The 21546-nt window shown below is 67.0% G+C and carries 16 protein-coding genes; 15 read left to right on the plus strand and 1 reads right to left on the minus strand.

The window, feature by feature from the left end; all coding sequences use genetic code 11:
• Window positions 1–19 precede the first annotated feature (19 nt).
• From ACEYYH_RS02775 to ACEYYH_RS02820, 10 genes are all read left to right on the plus strand, one after another.
• Window positions 20–1573 (plus strand): AMP-binding protein, encoded by a 1554-nt coding sequence (locus tag ACEYYH_RS02775; protein WP_374976767.1) that lies wholly within the window; start codon window positions 20–22, stop codon window positions 1571–1573.
• Between the two features lie 579 nt (window positions 1574–2152).
• Window positions 2153–3244 (plus strand): ABC transporter substrate-binding protein, encoded by a 1092-nt coding sequence (locus ACEYYH_RS02780; RefSeq protein WP_374976768.1) that lies wholly within the window; start codon window positions 2153–2155, stop codon window positions 3242–3244.
• Window positions 3245–3312: 68 nt separating this feature from the next.
• Window positions 3313–4284 carry a carbohydrate ABC transporter permease gene (locus tag ACEYYH_RS02785; protein WP_374976769.1) on the plus strand — a complete coding sequence of 324 codons (972 nt, stop codon included), beginning with the start codon at window positions 3313–3315 and terminating at the stop codon, window positions 4282–4284.
• Window positions 4281–5168, plus strand: coding sequence for a carbohydrate ABC transporter permease (locus ACEYYH_RS02790; protein WP_374976770.1), 888 nt, complete (start codon window positions 4281–4283; stop codon window positions 5166–5168). Before ACEYYH_RS02785 ends, ACEYYH_RS02790 begins: the two co-directional genes overlap by 4 nt.
• A 14-nt stretch (window positions 5169–5182) precedes the next feature.
• Window positions 5183–6148, plus strand: a complete 966-nt coding sequence (locus ACEYYH_RS02795) for a nucleoside hydrolase (protein WP_374976771.1) — start codon at window positions 5183–5185, stop codon at window positions 6146–6148.
• A gap of 107 nt (window positions 6149–6255) precedes the next feature.
• Window positions 6256–7926 carry a glycoside hydrolase family 13 protein gene (locus ACEYYH_RS02800; protein WP_374976772.1) on the plus strand — a complete coding sequence of 557 codons (1671 nt, stop codon included), beginning with the start codon at window positions 6256–6258 and terminating at the stop codon, window positions 7924–7926.
• Window positions 7923–8609, plus strand: coding sequence for an XdhC family protein (locus tag ACEYYH_RS02805; RefSeq protein ID WP_374976773.1), 687 nt, complete (start codon window positions 7923–7925; stop codon window positions 8607–8609). The genes ACEYYH_RS02800 and ACEYYH_RS02805 overlap by 4 nt, the downstream gene beginning before the upstream one ends.
• The gene (uraH, locus tag ACEYYH_RS02810; protein WP_374976774.1) at window positions 8606–8944 is read left to right on the plus strand and encodes a hydroxyisourate hydrolase; all 339 of its coding nucleotides are present in this window, start codon (window positions 8606–8608) and stop codon (window positions 8942–8944) included. The genes ACEYYH_RS02805 and uraH overlap by 4 nt, the downstream gene beginning before the upstream one ends.
• Before the next feature lie 3 nt (window positions 8945–8947).
• Window positions 8948–10141 (plus strand): FAD-dependent urate hydroxylase HpxO, encoded by a 1194-nt coding sequence (gene hpxO, locus ACEYYH_RS02815; protein ID WP_374976775.1) that lies wholly within the window; start codon window positions 8948–8950, stop codon window positions 10139–10141.
• A 127-nt stretch (window positions 10142–10268) separates the two neighbouring features.
• Window positions 10269–10943, plus strand: a complete 675-nt coding sequence (locus ACEYYH_RS02820; protein ID WP_374976776.1) for a histidine phosphatase family protein — start codon at window positions 10269–10271, stop codon at window positions 10941–10943.
• A gap of 288 nt (window positions 10944–11231) precedes the next feature.
• Here ACEYYH_RS02820 and ACEYYH_RS02825 read toward each other — a convergent pair whose 3' ends face one another.
• Window positions 11232–11834, minus strand: coding sequence for a TetR/AcrR family transcriptional regulator (locus tag ACEYYH_RS02825; RefSeq protein ID WP_374976777.1), 603 nt, complete (start codon window positions 11832–11834; stop codon window positions 11232–11234).
• A 59-nt stretch (window positions 11835–11893) separates the two neighbouring features.
• On the opposite strand from ACEYYH_RS02825, the gene ACEYYH_RS02830 reads away from it, so the two are divergent.
• The 5 genes from ACEYYH_RS02830 (at window position 11894) to istB (ending at window position 21526) form a co-directional block, all read left to right on the plus strand.
• Entirely contained in the window at window positions 11894–14512 is a 2619-nt protein-coding gene (locus tag ACEYYH_RS02830; protein ID WP_374976778.1) for a glycoside hydrolase family 3 protein, read from the plus strand.
• Between the two features lie 2 nt (window positions 14513–14514).
• Entirely contained in the window at window positions 14515–15345 is an 831-nt protein-coding gene (locus ACEYYH_RS02835) for an FAD binding domain-containing protein (protein WP_374976779.1), read from the plus strand.
• Window positions 15342–18110, plus strand: a complete 2769-nt coding sequence (locus ACEYYH_RS02840) for a molybdopterin-dependent oxidoreductase (protein WP_374976780.1) — start codon at window positions 15342–15344, stop codon at window positions 18108–18110. Before ACEYYH_RS02835 ends, ACEYYH_RS02840 begins: the two co-directional genes overlap by 4 nt.
• 1404 nt (window positions 18111–19514) lie before the next feature.
• On the plus strand, window positions 19515–20729 hold the full coding sequence (istA, locus tag ACEYYH_RS02845) for an IS21 family transposase (RefSeq protein ID WP_374976781.1): 1215 nt from the start codon (window positions 19515–19517) through the stop codon (window positions 20727–20729).
• Window positions 20729–21526: an IS21-like element helper ATPase IstB gene (istB, locus tag ACEYYH_RS02850; RefSeq protein ID WP_374976782.1), complete on the plus strand. Its 798-nt coding sequence runs from the start codon at window positions 20729–20731 to the stop codon at window positions 21524–21526. The genes istA and istB overlap by 1 nt, the downstream gene beginning before the upstream one ends.
• Window positions 21527–21546 lie beyond the last annotated feature (20 nt).

Consider the following 21546-nt stretch of genomic DNA (forward strand, 5'->3'; position numbering starts at 1 on the left):
AGGACAGAGAGGTCCACCCATGACGTTCCGCAGTCCCTTTCCCGAACCCGTGGTTCCCGCGGCGTCGCTGCAGGAGTTCATCTTCGATGACCTCGATCCGCACGATGCGGCACGGACCGCCGTCATCGACGGGCCGACGGGCGCGACACTGACCTACGGGGAGCTCGTCGAGCGCGTGCACGCGGCCGCGGCGGCTCTGCGAGCACGCGGCGTCACCCCGGGAGCCGTCGTCGCGCTCCACTGTGCGAACTCCCCGGCGTTCGTGATCACGTATCACGCGATCGGCGCGATCGGAGCGACGGTCACCACGGTCCCCGTGCTGGCGACCGTGGACGACATCCGACGGCAACTGGCCGCCTCCGGCGCGGCGTTCGCGGTGTCCAGTCCCGAGCTGCGGACGGTGATGCAGACTGCGACCGTGGATGCCGCTCCCGGCGTCGCCGTGCTCGATGTCATCGACCTCGCCCAGTCCCCGCCGGTGTCGCCCGGGGACTGGGCCCCGCCGCTGGCCGACGCCGTGCTGCCGTTCTCGTCGGGCACGACCGGTCACCCGAAGGGCGTGCGCCTGAGCCACCGCAACCTCGTCGCCAACGTCGTCCAGATCGAGGATCGCATGGGCGTCGATCGCGACGACGTCGTGATGGGCGTACTTCCGTTCTTCCACATCTACGGAATGACAGTGCTGGTCAACCTTGCACTGCGACGCCGCGCGACCCTCGTCACGATGCCCCGGTTCGAGCTGGCACAGTTCCTAACTCTCATCGCGCACCACCGGGCCACATTCGCCTTCATCGCCCCACCGATCGCCCTGGCACTGGCCAAGCACCCCTCCGTCGACGAAGCCGACCTCTCTAGCCTGCGCGAACTGTTCTCAGGAGCAGCGCCGCTGGACGATGCCCTCAGCGCTGCGGTGGAGCGGCGTCTCGGCGTCTCGGTGCGTCAGGGCTACGGCATGAGCGAGATGAGTCCCGTGTCGCACTTCGTCGGATGCGGCGAGACAACTCCGCACGAGAGCGTCGGCAAGCCGGTGCCCGGGACCGACAACCGAATCGTCGGACTCGACGGTAGCCTCATCAATCCGCCGGCGGCAGGTGTGAGCGGGGTCGGCGAACTCTGGGTGCGCGGTCCGAACGTCATGTCGGGCTACCTCGACAATCCGGAAGCGACGGCTGAAGCCCTCGATGAGGAAGGGTTCCTTCACACCGGCGACCTCGTGACCGTCGACGCCGACCAGAACGTCTACATCGTCGACCGGCTGAAAGAGCTCATCAAGTACAAGGGGTACCAAGTCCCGCCCGCCGAGTTGGAAGCCATTCTCGTCAGTCACCCGCTTGTTGCGGATGCGGCGGTCATTGGGCAACCGCAAGCCGAGGTCGGCGAGATCCCTGTGGCGTTCGTCGTTCGGCGCGGCGATGACGGGCTCACCGTCGACGAGCTAATGGAGTTCGTTGCCGACAGAGTCAGTCCCTATAAGCGGATTCGCCGAGTCGTCTTCTGCGAGGAAGTGCCCAAGTCCGCGGCAGGAAAAATCCTGCGACGCGAACTGAGAGCGAGGCTTGAGCGGGCCTCTTAGTTCCGGCGCTGCGCAGGATCGGGCAATCTCTTCAGCCGCATTGACCCAAGGCTGACCGATGACCATCCGGTGACCCAGGTGGCATTCACGGATGCTGTGAACTGCCTCCGGAGCGGTCGACGGCTGCCGCCCGGGCGCGGAGCGGGAGTTCGCCGCGTGGGGAGTCACCCCCTAACCGCCACGGCCTGTTCGACAGGTGGGCAACGCAGGGGAGTGTGCCGCGATTGGATTGCACGGACACGCACGTCCGCAGGATCACTTGGCGCGCGGCGCCCGTGCAGTTGTTCTCAACCCTGATGAAACGACGACTTGACGTCACCCGCTCGTGAACGCTGTGTTACAAATTCGACTCAGAGTCAGTTTTTGGCGGCGATTCCCACTACATTTCGATGAACGCCCGCGCGGCGTCCATCCTGCCCGTACTTGCCGACTCCGTTCGCGCCCCATCGAAAGCATGAGCAACCCGTGAACTCATCTTCCCCCCACCGCCTCCGTCGCGTCGCCCTTGCCTCCACCGCCCTCCTGGCCTCTGTCGCCGGCCTCGCTGCCTGCTCGTCCTCTGCACCGTCCGATGGCCCCGTGGACGCCATCACCGTATGGACCGGGCTTCCCTACGACAGCTTCCAGACCCCGAACGCAGCGCTCTTCGCGACGTGCGAGAAGGAGACCGGGATCACTGCGACGCTCGAAGACTTCCCGCCCGACGACCTCACCGGCAAAGTCCTGCAGGCAGCGACATCCGACGACCTGCCCGACCTCCTCTACCTCGAAAGCGGCGACATTACCCGCGTCGTCGAAACAGGACTCCTCACCGATCTCGCCGACTACGGCCTGACCGCCGACGGCTACAGCGACAGCGTCGCCTCCCTCGGGGTGGTGGACGGCGTCCAATACGGCGTCGCACCGGGCGTCAACCCGATCGCACTCTTCTACAACAAGGCAATGTTCGAGGCCGCGGGCGTCGACATTCCGACCACCTTCGATGAGCTCCGCACGGCCGCCGCAGCCCTCACGACGCCTGACGTGATGGGCATCGCGCTCTCCGCCGACACAGGTACGGGTCCGTACCACTTCCTGCCGTACCTTCTCGGAGCGGGCGGCGATCCGGCCGATATCGCCACGCCCGAGGCCGCGCAGGCCCTTCAACTCTGGAAGGACTTCGTCGCCGACGGGAGCACGTCCGAGTCCGCGGTGACCTGGGGCTGGGACGCGCAGGACTACTTCCGCGGCGAGAAGGCGGCGATGGTGATGTCGGGTGCCTGGCTCTTCGGGGAGGACCTCCCGTTCGAGGTGGGCGCCTTCCCGGTGCCCACTGCCGATGGCTCGGGCGCGCCGCAGACTCCGATCGGCGCTGAGGTGTGGACGATCCCGGTCACCGATGACGCGCATCAGGAAGCAGCCGCGAAGATCCTCGCGTGCCTCACGGACGACGCGAACGCACTCGAGATGGCTCGCGCCTCCGGCCGCCTTCCGGGCGATGTCTCGGTGGGTGAAGAGTATGCGGCCGAGTTCCCCGATCAGGCACCGATGATCGCGCTCCTTCCGAACGGCTTCATCCAGGACCCCGAGAACAAGGGCAAGCAGTACGACCAGCTGTCCCTGGCGATTCAGGATGCCCTGGCGCACGACGCCGACCCCGCCGAGGCGCTCGAGAAGGCCGCCGGCCAGTAATCACAGCCGGTCGGGGGCGATCCGTCGACGTTCTCGTGATCGACCCCGACCTGACTGAGGAGTTCGCCATGTCCTACCGCGCAACCCAAACACCCAGACCCGCGACGCCGCGCGACGGCGCTCCGGGGCTGGCCGCAGCACGTCGACGCAAGTGGCGTCTCACGACGGAGCGACGTGAGCGATGGGGGTACCTGCTGTTCCTGGTTCCCGCGTTCTCCTACATCGTCCTCTTCTTCGGATATCCTCTCGCGAAGAACGTGTGGATGGGGTTCGTCGACTTCCGCACCGCGACCTTCGTCACCGGCGAGGCTCCGTGGATCGGCCTCGCCAATTACGCCGCGGTGCTGGCGACTCCGGTGCTGCCGATCGCCACCGTCAACACGCTGGTGATCACGCTCGCGACGGTGGCGATACAGGTGGTGCTCGGCCTGCTCATCGCGTCCTTCTTCAATCAGCGGTTCGCAGGTGCGCGGTTCTACTCCTCCGCAATGCTGCTGCCGTGGCTCCTGCCACTGGTGACCACCGCCGCTGTCTGGAAGTGGCTGCTCCGGGAGGACGGCCCCCTCATCGTCGCGCTCGCACCACTGGGCGTGTCAGGGTCTCCTCTCGCCGACCCCAACACCGCCCTCGCCGTGCTCATAGGGGTAAATATCTGGCTCGGCCTCCCGTTCTTCGTGATCATCCTCGGCGCCGCGCTGCAGTCCGTACCCGTCGATCAACTCGAGGCCGCGTCGCTCGACGGCGCCGGTCGGTTCGGTCGGTTCTGGCACATCGTGATCCCATCCATCCGCCCCCAGCTCACCGTTGCCATCACCCTCAGCATCATCTACACGCTCAAGGTGCTCGAGCTTCCGCTCATCCTCACGGGCGGCGGACCCGCGAATGCGACCCAGACCCTTGGCACCGTGGCGTACAACCTCTCCTTCCAGCAGTTCGAGTTCGGACAGGGCGCCGCCGTCGGGAACATCCTGATGCTGGTCACCCTGGTCTTCGCCGTCGTGTACGTGTACCTCGGAGCCCGCAAGGAGGAGACAGAATGACCCTCGCCACCGAGCAGCTCCCGCCCCTGGGGCGCCGCGCGCGATCTCGACGCAGGCCACGACTTTTCAAGGGCGGCACCCGACTGGGCAATGCCCTGCGATCCATCCTCGGCGCGATCATTCTCGCGCTACTCCTGTATCCCATCTTCTGGCTGGTCAGTGCGTCCTTCCAGCCGGGTGCGACCGCCGCGACCGTGACCCCCCTGCCGCTCCCGCCGAGTCTCGGCGCTTTCCAGCAGGCCTTCGAGGATCAGGCGTCGAACATCGTGACCAGCCTCATCGTCGGCGTCGGCACCGCGCTGCTGGCGGTGGCGATCGCGGCGCCCGCAGCGTTCGGCCTCGCCCGGCTCCGCAGCAGATTCGTCGACGTCGTGCTGATCACGCTCTTCATTGCGCAGATCGTGCCCGGGATCGTGCTGGCGAACTCGCTATACACGATGTTCAACTCCGTCGGGCTCGTGAACACCTACTTCGGTCTCATGCTTGCCAACGCATCCGGCACGCTTCCGTTCGCGATACTCCTGCTGCGCTCGTTCATGCGGGAGATCTCAAAGGAGACCCTCGAGGCGGCTCGCCTGGACGGAGCCGGTCAGGTGCGCACCTTCTTCTCCATTGTCGTTCCGCTCAGCCGCAACGCCCTCATCACAGCGGGCATCTTCGGGTTCCTCGCCGGCTGGGGCGACTTTCTCTTCGCCCTCACGCTCACCACGAGCGCCGAGATCCGCACGATCACCATTGGGATCTACCAGTACCTGAGTTCCCCCAACATTCAGTGGTCGGCGGTGATGGCCGCCAGCGTCCTCGCGTCGATCCCGGCGATCATTCTCCTACTCCTGCTCCAGCGGTACCTGAAGGCTGGTCTTGCCCAGGGATCCGGGAAGTAGTGTCCGGACGTCGAATGAGCCATCCGATCTATCTCGACACTGACCTCGGAATCGATGACGCCATTGCGCTCGGCTACCTCTTGGCGAGCCCTGAAGCGTGGATCGTGGGTATCGGGACGGTTCACGGCAACGTCGATGCTGAACAAGCCGCCCGGAACACGTTGGACTTCCTAGGGCTCGCCGGCCGGCTCGACATCCCGGTTGCCGTCGGCGCGCGGCGGGGACTCCGGACCCCCTTCGACGGAGGCGCACCGCACATTCACGGGGACAACGGCGTCGGGGGCCTCGCGCTTCCGCGCGCCGCGCACGAACCCGTTGCCGAGTCGGCGGAGGACATGATCCTGCGCCTCTCGCACGAGTTCGACGGTGAGCTGCGGGTCGTCGCCATCGGACCACTCACCAACCTGGCCCTGGCGTTGGAGCGAGACTCCTCGCTCGCCTCCCGCGTCAGCGTGGTTTACGTCATGGGTGGTGCGGCGCTCGTCCCTGGCAACGTCTCGCCGGTCGCCGAGGCGAACATCGCTCACGATCCCCAGGCTGCGCAGGTCGTCCTGGGCGCCCCCTGGGATGTCGTCGTCGTTCCTCTCGATGTCACGATGGAGCATCGCCTTACCCCCGCACATCGGATCGAGCTCGCCGGCTCGCCGTCGGCACCGGCGCGAGCGATCGCCGACATGCTGGAGGTCTACGTCAGCTGGTATCTGCCGATCTTCGGCGCCCCTGACATCGCCCTCCACGACCCCCTGACCGCTGCGCTGGCCATCGAATCCATCACGGCCTCATCGGCGCCGCAGGTGCATGTCGAGGTCGACACGACGCCCGGCCCCGGGCGAGGTCAGATCATCTGCGACCTGCGGGGAAGATTCGTCGGCTACCCCCCACCACCAGACGCGCATGTGCGCGTCGTCCTTGCGGTCGAGCAGCCGTTCTCCCAACATCTCGTCGAACGGCTGGTCGGCCGAGGGCATCCGCGCACGTAGGTCGCGGAAGGGGACTCCGGCGCAAGATCCTCTGCCTCCCTCCCTCATCGGTTGCGCTGCGGTCGGCGATTCTGCCCCGCAATTCATTACCAGACAGGATCCTGTTCATGCCCTCCACGTCCCAGATAGCGGCAACGACCACGCCTGCGCGTGGCGCGGAGTGGTGGCGCTCCGCGGTGATCTACCAGATCTACCCCCGCTCCTTCGCGGACGGGAACGGCGACGGCATCGGCGACATCCGCGGTATCACCGAACGTCTGGGCGCATTGTCCGAACTCGGCGTCGACGCGATCTGGCTCTCGCCTTTCTACCCGTCACCGCAGAACGACGCCGGGTACGACGTCGCCGATTACTGTGATGTCGACCCGATCTTCGGCACATTGGCCGACGTCGACGAGCTTATCGCCCGCGCGCACGCACGAGGTATCCGGGTGATCGTCGACCTCGTCCCCAACCACTCCTCGAGTCAGCACCGCTGGTTCCAGGAGGCGCTCGCCTCCGCACCAGGCTCCGTGGAACGCGGCCGCTATATCTTCCGCGACGGACGCGGTGACGACGGTGAACTCCCGCCGAACAACTGGCAGTCCGTGTTCGGAGGCGCAGCATGGACGCGAATCCTCGAACCGGACGGCAGGCCGGGCCAGTGGTATCTGCACCTGTTCGACACCACGCAACCGGATTTCGACTGGACGAATCCATGGGTTCAGGAGCGCTTCGTCGAGATCCTCTCGTTCTGGCTCGATCGGGGTGTCGACGGGTTCCGTGTCGACGTGGCTCACGGGCTCGACAAGGCGCCGGATCTTCCCGACTATGACGCGACAGCGGCGACTGCGTTCACCCCAGGACCCTACTGGGGACGCCCCGGAGCGCATGAGGTGTACCGGGAATGGCGCGTACTGCTAGACACCTACTCCGGGGACCGGCTGCTATGTGCAGAGGCCTGGGTGTCACCGCTCGGGACGCTGGCTCAGTGGGTCCGCCCTGACGAGATGCACCAGGCCTTCAACTTCGAGTTCCTGATGACGAGTTGGCGTCCGGCAGCACTGCGGGACGTGATCCGGGACTCGCTCAGCGCGTTCGGCGCCGTAGGCGCCCCGTCGACGTGGGTCCTCTCGAACCACGATGTGGTGCGGCCCGCGACCCGGTTGGGCCTGCCTGCCGATGCCGACCTCTCCCAAGGGTGGCGACGGACAATGGTTGGATCGCTGGATATGGCGGTCGGGCTGCGGCGTGCCCGCGCCGCAGCGCTGCTCATGCTCTCACTGCCCGGTTGTGCCTACTTGTATCAGGGTGAGGAACTCGGACTGCCCGAGGTGATCGACATCCCGGACGACGCCCGAGAAGATCCCACCTGGCGTCGGACCGGCGGCGAACGGTTGGGGCGCGACGGTTGCCGGGTGCCGCTGCCCTGGACAGCTGCCGACCCTGCGTTCGGATTTAGCAGCACTGGCGCTGCGTGGCTGCCGCAGCCCGCCGAATGGCGCGAGCTCGCTCGGGATCTCCAACGCGCTGAGTCGACGTCCACGCTCCGCCTCTACCAGGAGGCGCTGCGCCTGCGGCGGGCGCACTCTCTGGCCGGCGGCGAGCTCACATGGCTCGACGTCGGTGATGCCGTCCTGGCATTTCGTGTCGGAGAGGTGCGGGTGTTCGTAAACTTCGGCCAGGCTGCATCGGATCTCCCACCCGGCCGCGTCGCGCTAAGTTCAGCGCCGCTCGAGGCCGGCATGCTTCCTGCCGACAGTACCGCTTGGCTGATCGACGAGGACGCTGTCGAATGAACCCGACGGATCGGCCATTCCGGGAACGGATCGGAACGGACGTGGCCTTGCAGGAACCGGCACCCCGGCTCATCCTGGTAGGTGCCAGCGAGCACGCCGCTGCGCTTTGCCGGATCGCGACGGCCGCGGGGTACGACGTCACGGTATGCGACGTCTGGCGTGCACTCCTCACCCGCGATCGATTCCCGGAAGCCGCTGACCTTCACCATGGGCTTCCTCACGAGACACTCGCGACCCTCGACCCGCGAGACGTCGATGCGCGGACAGCGATTTGCGTGCTCAGTCACGATGAGCGCGTCGACGTTCCGGCGTTGCGGGCCGCGCTCGCGCTTCCGGTGGGCTTCATCGGGGCGATTGGTGCACGCAGCACCGTCGCGAGGCGATCGCAGCTCCTCCGCGAGGCGGGAGCCACCGAGGCGGAGATCGCCAGCATCCACTCGCCGCTCGGCCTGGATCTCGGTGGCACGTCTCCGGAAGACACCGCACTCTCGGCGCTCGCAGAAATCATCGCGACACTGCACGGCGGCAGCGGCCGACCGCTCCGAGAACGGCACGGGTCGCTGCACCGCAGCAGGCTCTCCGATGATCCCGCCGCCCCTTCGGTCGCTCACTCGACGCAATGCGACACCGCAAGCCGCGCTGTGCTAGATAACATCCGCCAAGGCGAAGGAGCCGGCGCATGACCAGCCACGTGACCACGCACGTCCTCGATGCGGCGACGGGTACCCCCGCCGAGCATGTCGTCGTCTCGCTCGCCAAGCATCTCGACGGCGGCGGTACGACGGGCGTCGCGCAGGGGTTCACCGACACCGACGGCCGTCTGGCGCTCGGCCCCGAGACGCTCGACCCGGGCATGTACGCCCTCACGTTCGGCACCGGTGCATGGTTCGCCGATCGCGGCATCCCCTCGTTATATCCGCTCGTCACGGTCACCTTCACCGTCGAGCCGGAGTCCGGACACCTGCACGTGCCCCTCCTGCTGAGCCCGTTCGCGTACTCCACCTATCGAGGGAGCTGACAGTTGAAGATCATCATCATCGGGGCCGGCATCGGCGGCACGAGCGCCGGCATCGCTCTCAAGAACCTCGGCCACGACGTGGTGATCTACGACAGGATGCGCGAGAACAAGCCGGTCGGCGCGGCCCTGTCGCTGTGGTCCAACGGCGTCAAGGTGCTCAACTGGCTCGGCCTGGGCCGCGAGGTCGCCGCTCTCGGCGGCCGGATGGATCACATGGCGTACCTGGACGGGCACACCGGCGAGCAGCTGTGCCGCTTCAGCCTCGACCCGGTCACGCAGCAGACCGGTCAGCGCCCGTACCCGGTGGCGCGCGCCGACCTGCAGGCGCTGCTGATGCGCACGTTCGGGATGGACCGCATCCATCTCGGAAGGCAGATGGTCGCTGTCGCGGACGACGGCCGCACCGTCACCGCGACCTTCGCCGACGGCTCGACCGACACCGCCGACATGCTCATCGGCGCCGACGGCGCCCGGTCGATCACGCGCGACTACGTCACCCGCGACGGCGGCGACACCCCCCGCATCGAGCGCACCTACTCGGGGTACACCAACTTCAACGGGCTCATCCCCGGCGACCCGCTTATCGGCCCCGCCGACCAGTGGACCACGTACGTCGCCGAGGGCAAGCGCGCCGCCGTCATGCCCGTCGAGGGCGACCGCTTCTACTTCTGGTTCGATGTGCCGCAGCCGGCCGGGGTGCGGTATGAGCCCGCCGACGGCATCGCTCCCCTCGTCGAGGCGTTCGGTGGCTGGGCGCCGGGCGTGCAGGCGCTGCTGGGCGCCATCGATCCGGAGGTGTCGCTCAATCGGGTGGAGATCTGGGACATCGACCCGTTCCACACGTGGGCGCGCGGCCGCGTCGCGATCCTCGGCGACGCCGCACACAACACCGCGCCCGACATCGGGCAGGGCGCGTGCTCCGCACTGGAGGACACCTTCGCCCTCGCCATCGCGGTGGCGACCAACACGGTGAGCGTCGAAGACACGCTTCGCCGCTACGAGCGCAGCCGCACCGAGCGTGCCGGGGAACTCGTGCTGCGCGCGCGCAAACGCGGCGACGAGACCCACGGGTACGATCCCGACGCCACCGCCGCCTGGTACGAGAGCCTGCGCGGCGCCGACGGCGTCGGCATCATCCGCGGCATCGTCGGCAACATCGAGGGCAGCCCCATCAACCTGGGCGCCGGCGTGATCTGACGCACCCGCGCCCGCGGCGTGCCGCCCGTCCTGGGTCGGCACCGGGCGCCCGCCTTTCACAAAGACGGGACCCTGCGTTCCAACCAGCTTCGTAAATCGACACCAACCGTTGGAGAAAGTGGAGAGCATGGCAGACGAATCACACCGTACGGGAGCAAGCTTGCGGCTGTGGCTCGTACGCCACGGGCGCACTCTGTTCAACGAGCGCGAGATCGCGCAAGGATGGTGCGATTCACCGCTTTCAGAAGAAGGCCGTAGTCAGGTCCGTCACCTGGCTGCCGCGCTGATCAATGTGCCGTGGGTCGGTGTCTACTCCAGCACCAGCGAGCGGGCGATGGATACTGCGGAGATCCTCGTCGAAGACAGACACCCGATCGTGCGTGACCGACGTTGGAAGGAATACAACTTCGGCGTATGGGAAGCGCGGGCGAATGACGAGGTGTTCGCCGAACTGAATCGGATCGGAGCACCTGGCGACAGCCCGTCCGTTCGTCTGCGCGGCTTGTTCCTCGGCGACTTTCCAGCTCTCGAACAGGGGGAGTCCGGAGCGGACTTCAGTGCACGCGTCGCGGGCGCGATCGCTGACATCCGGGCAGCCCATGATGTTGGTGATGTGCTCGTCGTAACGCACGGGATGACCATCGGCGTCGCGGTCCGGCAGGCCGACCCGTCGTTCGAGCATGAACGTGGACCCGGAAACGCGAGCATCACCTTGATCGAGTACCCCTCCGACAACGCGGCAGCAATCCGCGCCTTTGGAGCCGTGTCTTCCCACGGCCTGCTCACTCCCGTTTCCGGCTGAGCAACCACTGCCGGCGATCCACGCCAGCAACGCGTCGTCCTCGGCTCGCGACAAGCCTGGCCCCATTCCGCTCCCCAGGCGCGAGCCCCACAGTGTGAGGTCGTCGTGTACGATCCTTGCCTTCGTCGTAAGCGGGGCGCCTGCGGATCGTCGAACCAGCTCGACCAGCTTCGCGGCCATCAGCAGCTCGATCTCATAGCGCCCGACCGTCGTTCACGCAGGCAGCAACGACGAAGTCGAACCAGAAGGGGCCCGAGGCGCGTCAACCCCAGCATTCACGAATACTGACTAAAGATCAGCATTCAGGGGAGCGTCCTGCGGTGGCCGCTGTGTCATGAGGCCGAGCAAGGTGGCGATCGCGTGCGGCATGTCGGTCGAGGGGTCGTAGAGCCATTGCACTTGGAGGCCGTCCATGACCGCCACATAGACGCGGGCGAGGACGGCGGGTTCCGCGTCGGCCACGATCGCGCCGGCTGCTTGCGCAGCGCTGATCTCTCGCGTCATCCGGTCGATCAGCGAGCTGTACCGCTCTTCGAAGTACGGGTGGGCAGCGTGATCCGGCGTGGTGGCCTCTGCGGACATCGTGGTGAACAGGTGGACCAGGCCCGGAACGTTCGCGTTGTGCGCGGCGAGGGCCACGTATCCGGGGAGAAGACCCTCGGGCGGGTCGCGTCGCATGTCAACCTCGTCGCGCCAGCGCACGACCTCGGCGAAAAGCTCCTCACGTGAGTTGAAGTGATACAGCAGTGTCGATCGCGTCACACCCGCCGCCTTCGCGATATCCGCGAGCGTGGCGGCGCCCCCGTTACCGGCGGCAAGAGAGTCCAGCGCGATCTGGAGGATCTCCTCTCGCTTCGCGCGGCCTTTGGCATAGGAATTGCGGGAGGGCACGAACAAAGCCTAGACGTCGACACATCGAAGCCGGTCCGAAGCCTCACGTCGAGCCGGAGTTGCACGCATCCAGATTTAGACTCGGAGTCAGGTTTTGGTACGCTCTCTCTGTTGGGCGACTGCCCCGGATTGGAGCCCCCGTGCACCACAGTCCACGCGATACGGCCCGAGCGCTCGAGTACGCGGACGCCGTGGCGGAGGTCGACACGATGATTGCGGGCCTGCCTCTCCCGGCGAAGGTCCGTCTCCTCACGGCGGCGACGACATGGCGCGTTCATGAGGACCCGACGATCGGGCTCGGTCCGATCGTCGTGTCCGACGGACCGGCTGGTGTACGTGGCGAGGTGTGGGACGAACGGGAGCCTTCGCTCTCCTTGCCGTCCGGGACCTGCCTGGCCTCCACCTGGGATGAGCACGCAGCGCGGCGATACGGGGAGATCCTCGCCGCCGAGGCGCGGCAGCGCGGCGTCCATGTCGTGCTAGGCCCGACGATCAACCTGCATCGGAGTCCCCTCGGCGGGCGCAGCTTCGAAGCGTTCTCGGAAGATCCCCTCCTCACGGCTCGGATGGGCGTCGGCTACGTCCAGGGGCTCCAGTCGGGTGGCGTGGCCGCGTCGCCCAAGCACTTCGTTGGCAACGACAGCGAGACGGAGCGCTTCACTGTCGACGCACGGATCGATGAACGCGCTCTCCGCGAGCTGTACTTGGCTCCCTTCGAGACCGTCGTGAAGGAGGGCGGAGCATGGACGATCATGAGCGCCTACAACGGGGTGAATGGTGCCACCATGACCGAGCACCCGATGCTTCGCTCCGTGCTGAAGGAGGAGTGGGACTTCGACGGGCTCGTCATCAGCGACTGGGGCGCGGTCCGCAGCGTCGTCGCCAGCGCGACAGCCGCCCAGGACATCGTCTTCCCGGGGCCGACCAGTCCGTGGTCGGAAGGCCTCCAACAGGCAGTCGAATCCGGAGCTGTCGCGGAGGCAGACATCGACGAGAAGGTTCGGCGACTTCTCGTGCTCGCCGCGCGCGTCGGCGTCCTGGGGAGCCACCCGGCCCCGTGGGCGGATCAGTCGGAATCGGCGCCGGGCCCGGAAGACCGGGACTTGCGGGACCTCGCGATCGCTGGAATGGTCCTTCTCCGCAATGAACACCACACGCTGCCACTCGACGGCGGCAACATAGGGTCGCTTGCCGTCATCGGAGCCAGTGCAGATGCGCCTCGCATTCAGGGTGGTGGAAGTGCGACCGTGATGCCGCACAGGGTCTCGTCACCGTTGGCGGTGCTCAGGAGCCGACTCCCGAACGCGAGGATCCACGACTCAATCGGGTCGCCGGTCACTGACGGCATCGTGCCTTTCGCGCTGCGCGTTGTGACCGATCCCGAGACGGGGCTTGCGGGAGTGCGGGTGAGATTCCTCGACGAACGCGGCGCCGTCGTGCATTCCGAACGGCGCGAGAGCTGTCACCTGGTCTGGCTCGGAAACGCGCCCGCAGGAGCGGGCGTGGTCGAGATCGACACGATCTTCACACCCGATTCGACCTGCCGCACGGAACTCGGGTTCGCGGTCGAGGGGGAAGCCTGGCTCTGGCTGGATGGCGCGCTCCATCATCATGCCGCGATGGTGCCCGACCCTGAGGGTCTCGGCGCGGGCCTGCTGAGCCCTCGCTCGTCGAGCGCCCCGATCGAGCTCGCGAAAGGCGTTCCGATGAGGTTGCGTCTGCGGTACCGATACCCGTCGGGGGGTGAGTTCTTCTCGGGCTCTCTGTCGGTGGGCCTCGGCACGAGGACGCCGGCCGATGCGCGGGACCGGATGCTGGCCGACGCGGTCCGCGCCGCGGCCTCCTCCGACGCCGCCATCGTCGTCGTCGGGACGAGCGAGCAGGTCGAGTCCGAGGGCAGAGACCGGGCCGACCTGAGATTGCCGGGATGGCAGGACGACCTCGTCGAAGCTGTCGCCGCCGTGAACCAGCGAACGGTCGTCGTGGTGAACTCCGGCGCGCCCGTCGAGCTGCCCTGGGCCGACCGTGTCGGCGCGATCATCGCGACATGGTTTCCCGGGCAGGCGGCGGGAGACGCTCTCGCCGACGTGCTGCTCGGCGATTCCGAGCCGGGCGGCCGACTGCCGGTGTCGTGGCCCGCGGCGCTCGCATCCGTCCCGGTTCATCAGGTCACCCCACGCGACGGGGTTCTCGACTACGCGGAGGGCCTGCACATCGGCTATCGCGCGTGGCTTCAGCGCGGCATCCGTCCGCTGTACACGTTCGGACATGGCCTCGGGTACACCGACTGGTCCATCGACACGGTCACGGTGGCCGATCCGAGAAGTGGTGACGGCCTGCACGACGACGGTGCGTGTGCGGTGACGGTCACCAACACCGGGGCCAGACGCGGCAGCACCGTCGTGCAGGTGTACGCCTCCCGACCGGATAGTGGTGTGGAACGACCTCGACGCTGGCTCGTCGGGTTTCGCCGCGTCACGCTCGATCCGGGCGCACAGGCCCGCATCGTCATCGACCTGCCGGCACGGCAATTCGCGCACTGGGATGGCCAGTGGACATGGGAGAGCGGGACGTTCGATCTCGAGGTCGGCTTCTCGGTGATGGACGTTCGTCGTACCGCGTCGGTCTCTTGCGCGCCCGACGACGAGTGCCCGGCGGCGGAAACGTATGGAGGATGACGATGGACGTCCCCACGATCGAGACCTTCAGGGTCGCTCGCACACGTGACGATCTTGAACTTGCGCCTGGCGAGACGTTCCTGGCGGGCGGCACGTGGCTGATGAGCGAACCGCAGCCCGAGACCACCGGGCTGGTCGATCTGACGGGGATGGGGTGGCCCGATCTCGAGATCACCCGACACGGGCTGCGTATCAGTGCGACGTGCACCATCGCCAGACTGGTGGATTTCGCGCGGGGAGGCACCCCCATCGCAGTCCCCGAGACATGGCTCGCCGTCGATACCTTCGAACCGGCCGCGGATGCGCTCCTTGCAAGCTTCAAGATCTGGAATACCGCGACCGTGGGCGGGAATATCTGCAGATCCTTCGCGGCAGCCGCGATGGTCGCCCTGACCGTGGCACTCGACGGCATCGCGGAAGTGTGGGCCCCGGGCGGAGGCATCCGCCATGTTCCCGTCGCGGAAATCGTCACCGGCAACGGCACGAACAACCTCGCGCGCGGCGAAGTGTTGCGCGCGATCGACCTGCCCGCCAGAGCCCTGGAGTCCCGACTGGTGCTCAGGAAGATCGCGCTCGCGGAGTACGGTCGCTCGGGTGCTGTGGTCACCGGCCGGACCGACGCCGACGGCACCACGGTCTTCGGCATCACCGCCGCGACGCAGGCGCCGGTCGTGTTCAGGTTCGACGGGGTGCCGGATGTGCGCATCTTGGAGTCGGCGGTCCGGACCGCGCCCGGCTACTACTCGGACCCGCTGGGAGCCGCAGATTGGAGGAGGAGCGTCAGCATCGTCCTCGCAGAACGCATCCGACGCGAGCTGGTGGGCGCCGCATGAGAATCGAAGTCGACGGCGAAGCGATCGACGTGCACCCCCGGCCTGGGCAGTGCCTGCGCACGCTGCTGCGGGAACACGGCCGTGTCGAGGTGAAGAAGGGCTGTGATGCCGGCGACTGCGGAGCGTGCACCGTGCTCCTTGACGGGGATCCCGTGCACTCGTGCATCGTCCCGGGGATGAGAGTGGACGGGGCTGTGATCACGACGGCAGGCGGGCTCGCCGCCGGTGACGATCTGCATCCCGTCCAGTCTGCGTTGGCCTCCAACTTCGCATTCCAATGCGGATTCTGCACGGCAGGAATGGCCGTCACCGCTTCGACGCTCACTCGCGACGACATCGCCGCCCTGGACCGCAAGATGCGTGGGAATCTGTGTCGATGCACGGGCTACCGCCCGATCCGGGAGGCGATCGCCCAGTCCGTGCTCGGGCCGGTCCGCCGGACCGGACGTCAGGGAAGCCCGCATGAGGGGTCCCTGTCGAGCGGTGGAGTGGGTGCTCCGGTTACCCCGCCCGCAGCGCATCGGGTCGTGCAGGGCCGTGAGCCATTCACCTTCGACACGCAGGTTCCCGGGGCGCTCACGATGCGCGTGGTGGGGTCGCCCTACGCGCACGCACGCATCCGGTCGATCGACACCACCGCAGCGAGCGCCATCCCCGGGGTGGTGGCGATCTTCACCCATGCCGATGTACCCGACGTGCTCTACTCGACCGCTCGCCACCAGCACCGAACCGACGATCCTGATGACACCCGCATGCTGGACTGCGTCGTGCGCCACGTCGGTCAGCGTGTCGCCGCTGTCATCGCGGAAGACACGATCTCTGCGGATGCTGCGTGCCGGGCCATCCGCGTGGACTACGAGGTGCTCCCCGCAGTCTTCGACCCGGAGCAGGCGCGACAGCCTGGCGCACCGCTTCTCCACCCGGATCGCACTCCCGATGACCGGGTCGCGTTCGCTTCCCGTAACGTGATCGCCGAACTGCACGAGGAGCACGGTGACGTGGAGTCGGCGCTGGCGTCGAGCCACGTCACCGTGGAGGGAACCTGGCAGACCAGCCGGGTCGCACACGCGCAACTCGAGACTCACGGTTCGATCGGATGGATCGATGACGATGGCCGGCTCGTGATCCGCTCCAGCACACAGGTGCCGTTCCTGGTGCGAGATGAGATCGCGCGGATCTTCGACCTCGAACCCTCGACAGTCCGGGTGTTCGCCGCCCGAGTGGGTGGTGGGTTCGGAGGGAAGCAGGAGATCTTCACCGAGGATCTCGTCGCTCTCGCAGTGCTTCGCACCGGGCGCCCCGTCGCATACGAGTTCTCGAGGACGGAGGAGTTCCAGCGGGCTTCCCTGCGCCACCCGATGCGAGTGAGTGTGCGGCTCGGTGCCGACCCCACCGGGGTCCTCACCGCGATGCACGTCGATGTCCTCAGCGACACCGGCGCCTACGGGAACCATTCGATCGGAGTGCTGTTCCACGGCGTCTCCGAGTCCACGACCGTCTACCGATGCCCGACACGTCGCACCGATGCGGAGGTCGTCTACACGAACAACGTGCCGTCCGGGGCGTTCCGCGGCTACGGGCTCGGTCAGGTGATGCTGGGCGTTGAATCCGCGATGGACGAGCTCGCACTGAAGCTCGACATCGACCCTTTCGAACTGCGCCGGATCAATGCGGTGCGCGAGGGTGACCGTTTGCACCCCGACAACGACAGGTACGAGGAAGACCTGGTGTGGGGCAGCTACGGACTCGATCAATGCCTCGATCTGGCTCAGGCGGCGATTCGCAGCGGGGAGGGTGAGATGCCTCCACCAGGCGAGAACTGGCGTGTCGGCGAAGGCATGGCACTGTCGATGATCGCGACCATGGCGCCACGCGGCCACGTCGCACACACCACGGCCACCCTCCGACCCGATGGCACGTATCTCCTCCGGACAGGGACAGCCGAGTTCGGCAACGGCACCACGACCGTCCTCCGGCAGATCGCCGCGACCGACCTCGAAGCTTCCTTCACACGCCTCGAGTTGCGCACCGCAGACACCGACCAAGCGCTCCATGACACCGGCGCCTTCGCTTCCGCCGGGATCACCGTCACCGGGAAAGCTCTGCATGCTGCGTGCCTGTCGCTTCGCAAGAAGATGATCGAGATCGCATCGGGGCTGGTGGGATGCGACCCCACGGAATCGCGATTGACCGAGCAAGGTGTCGAGGCGGGGGGATGCCTGGTTTCCTTCGCAGACATCGTTGAATCAGCCCCGCAGAGCGAGCGGTCCGAGCACGGACTGGTGGCGTCGGGTGCGGAGCTCGGCGAACAACGGTCGCTGGCCTTCAACGTCCATGCCGTCCGCGTCGCGGTGGACACCGAAACGGGCATCGTACGCATCCTGCAGTCGGTGCAGAGTGCGGATGCCGGGTTCGTCATGAACCCGGCCCAATGCCGCGGGCAGATCGAAGGCGGCGCGGCACAGGGCATCGGCAGCGCACTCTATGAAGAGGTGCTCGTCACCCCGACCGGGGCCGTCGCGAATCCGGTCTTCCGTCAGTACCGGATCCCGCAATTCGCCGACATCCCCACCACCGACGTCTACTTCGCATCAACAAGCGACAGCGTCGGCCCGTTCGGGGCCAAGTCGATGAGCGAATCTCCCTACAACCCCGTCGCCCCCGCGGTGGGCAATGCGATCACACGCGCTCTCGGTGCACGCGCCTACCACCTGCCCTTCACCCGAGAGAGAGTGTGGCGAGTCGCAGCGCACGGGAACGGATAGTCGCACGTGGATCGGGGCCGGGGCCGCTTCCGGCGTCCCGGTGACCATATCCATGACGCGCCCCGCGAAGTTCGCGCGCTGTGAAGGGCCATTCCAGAAGGCGGCCCATTCTGCTTGCCGAGTTGGGCTCTCGAAAGAGTTGCACAAGCCGGTCGTCGGGAGGCCTCGCTATCGAGCCTGGATGTCGGTGCCTGGATACGTCGACATCTTGGCTACGGCTCCCGCGGTCGTGGGACACCATCTGCCGCATCGGCGAAGATCGCGGCGTACAGGATCCTCTACGCGCGTCTCCGCGGCTCCTCAGTGGCGAACATTCCCAACATCGAGGCGACACCGACAGCTATCGGCGAAGCCATCGCACTGATTGACCCGCTGCTGGGCTCTGGGCGGTGGTTTGAGTACAAGATGTCATTGGTCCAGTCTTCCAGCGCCGCCATCACCTGTTTCAGTGACGCCGTTGCGGGACTGCCTGATGTCGATGCAACAGCGGTTCACGGGAGTGTGTCTCGCATCTGGATCTCGCCGTGGATCCTGCACACGAAGGCGATCGCAATGTGTCCTTCGATGGCGCGGAGCTCCCAGTCGAGATCGCGTCGACACTCAGGACACCTAGGCGAGTCAGCCCAGTCGTCGTACCCGTTGGCCATGGAACCGGCGCTCCTTAGGTGTGTGTCGTCAGCACTTCCATGGTCGGGAGGGGAGATTTCGAGAAGATGTTGCATGCAAAACGTTTTGTAACCGCGCGCTGTGCGGCGGCTGACTGCCCAGGGATGTGGGATCGAGGCAGGGGCCGACTCAGTGGTAGCTGTGGAAATCGGCTGCTGAACCGCACGGTCGCAGTGGTTATGCTTCCCTCGCCGGGCAATCCGGGCGGGTCGGCTTCGCGCGCCGCGGATCCGGTGTGTGAGGCTGCTGCGGTCGTCGGCCTCGAGCTCACGCCGAGTCGATGACATGCATGTGTGCACCAATGTGTGAACTGAGGAGTGTCGATCCCAGCAGTCGAAAGGGCTCGACGGCATCTCCCGCGTGACTACGGATCGGGGAGCTGGTCCACCGGCCGACTCATGACCTCTGCGGGGCGGATGCGCGAGGCCAGCGCGAGACCTCCAAACGACAACGCAACGAAGGTTGCGGACAGCGGACGGTGCCCACGCCGTGCCCACATCCGTCACGGACTGAGGACGAACGACGAGGATTCACGGCACAGTGGAGTAGGCGCGCAGCCGCAGGATTCCGCGGTTTCCGTCTGAGCCGGATCGAGACGGAGCGGACCATCTTGAGTTCAAATCCCACCGTCACCGCCAGCTTTCCACCAGATCAGCCCCGCTTTTGCGGGGCTTGTCGACGGCGCTCGAAAACTGGTCAGTAACGGCGCGCGAAAAGTGAACACTCAACGATTGGAGAGTGATCACTTTGGAGGATTGGGCGCTCATCAGGAGGCTCGCCGCGGAGGGTGAGCCGAAGGCGCGGATCGCCGAGCGTTTGGGGATCTCGCGGACGACGGTGATCAAGGCGGTGGCCTCGGACGCACCGCCTCACTACGAGCGAAAAGCTACGCCGACGTCGTTCACACCGTTCGAGCCGCGGGTGCGCGAGCTGCTGGCAGAGACGCCGGATATGCCGGCGACGGTGCTCGCCGAGCGGGTCGGGTGGACGGGGTCGATCCGCTGGTTCCGGGACAACGTGAACCGGTTGCGGCCGGAGCAGCAGCGCATCGACCCGGCCGACCGGCTGGTGTGGGCGGCCGGGGACGCGGCGCAGTGCGACCTGTGGTTCCCGCCGCGGAAGATCCCGCTCGAGGACGGGACGGCGAAGCTGCTGCCGGTGCTGGTGATCACCCCGGCGCACTCGAGGTTCGCGGCCGGGCGGATGATCCCGACCCGCAAGACTGAGGACCTGCTGCTGGGCATGTGGGAGCTGATCGAGCAGCTCGGGCGGGTCCCGCGCCGGCTGCTCTGGGACAACGAGCCCGGCATCGGCCGCGGCAAGCGTCACGCCGATGGCGTCGACGCGTTCATGGGCACCCTGGCGACCAAGCTGGTGCTGCTGCCGCCCCGGGATCCCGAATCGAAGGGCGTCGTGGAGCGGCGCAATGGCTGGTTCGAAACGTCGTTCATGCCCGGCCGCTCGTTCATCTCGCCGGCGGACTTCAACGAGCAGTTCACCGACTGGCTCGCCCTCGCCAACCGCCGCATCGTGCGCACCCTGGGCGCATCACCGATGGACCGGCTCGCCGCGGATCTGGCGGCGATGCTGCCGTTGCCGCCGATCCCGCTGCACCTGGGATGGCGCAACCGGATCCGGTTGGGCCGGGACTACTACGTCCGCATCGACACCAACGACTACTCCGTCGACCCGCGCGCGATCGGCCGCGTCGTCGACGTGAGCGCGGACCTGACCCGGGTCCGAGTACGGCTGGAGGGGCGGGTGATCGCCGACCATCCGCGGCTCTGGGCGCGCGGGCGGGTCGTCACCGATCCCGCCCATGTCGACGCGGCCGCCGGATTGCGCCGCCAGTTCCAGCAGCCCCGAGCCACCGCGACAGGCAGCGAGGACCTGACCCGCGACCTCGCGGACTACGACCGCGCATTCGGACTCATCGACGGCGGGCTCAGCTGATGGGCGCCGCGAAGAACACGGAGTCGGTGAAGCAGATCACCTACCTCGCCGGCGCGCTCAAAGCGCCCCGGATCACCGAAGCCGCCAGCCGGATGGCCGACCAAGCCCGCGATGCAGGGTGGTCGTTCGAGGACTACCTCGCCGCGATCCTGGAGCGCGAAGTCTCGGCGCGCAACGCCTCCGGCGCGGAGCTGCGAATCAAGGCGGCCGGGTTCCCGGCGCGCAAGACGCTGGAGGACTTCGACTGGGACGCGCAGCCCACCGCCCGGCAGCAGGTCGCCGCGCTGGCCTCGGGCGGGTTCCTCCTCGAGGCGCAGAATGTGGTGCTGCTCGGCCCGCCCGGAACAGGGAAGACGCATTTGGCGGTCGCATTGGGGATCGTCGCGGCCCGGCACGGGCACCGGGTCTTGTTCGCGACCGCGACGGACTGGGTCACCCGGCTCACCGACGCGCACCGGCAAGGGAACCTGCCTCGTGAGCTCGCGAGGCTGCGGCGTTACGGGTTGATCATCGTCGACGAAGTCGGTTACCTGCCCTTCGAGCAGGACGCCGCCAACTTGCTCTTCCAGCTCGTCTCATCCCGCTACGAACACGCCTCGCTGATCCTCACCTCGAACCTGCCGTTCTCAGGTTGGGGCGGGGTCTTCGGAGACCAGGCCGTCGCCGCCGCAATGATCGACCGGATCGTCCACCACGCCGACGTCCTCACCCTCAAAGGCGCCAGCTACCGGCTCCGCGGACGCGGCATCGACAGCCTCCCCAGCATCCGCACCACCACCGACGAAACCCCTGGCTAGACTGCCCGCAACCGTTCACT

The sequence above is a fragment of the Microbacterium trichothecenolyticum genome (assembly GCF_041938625.1).
In the GTDB taxonomy this organism is placed as follows: domain Bacteria; phylum Actinomycetota; class Actinomycetes; order Actinomycetales; family Microbacteriaceae; genus Microbacterium; species Microbacterium trichothecenolyticum_D.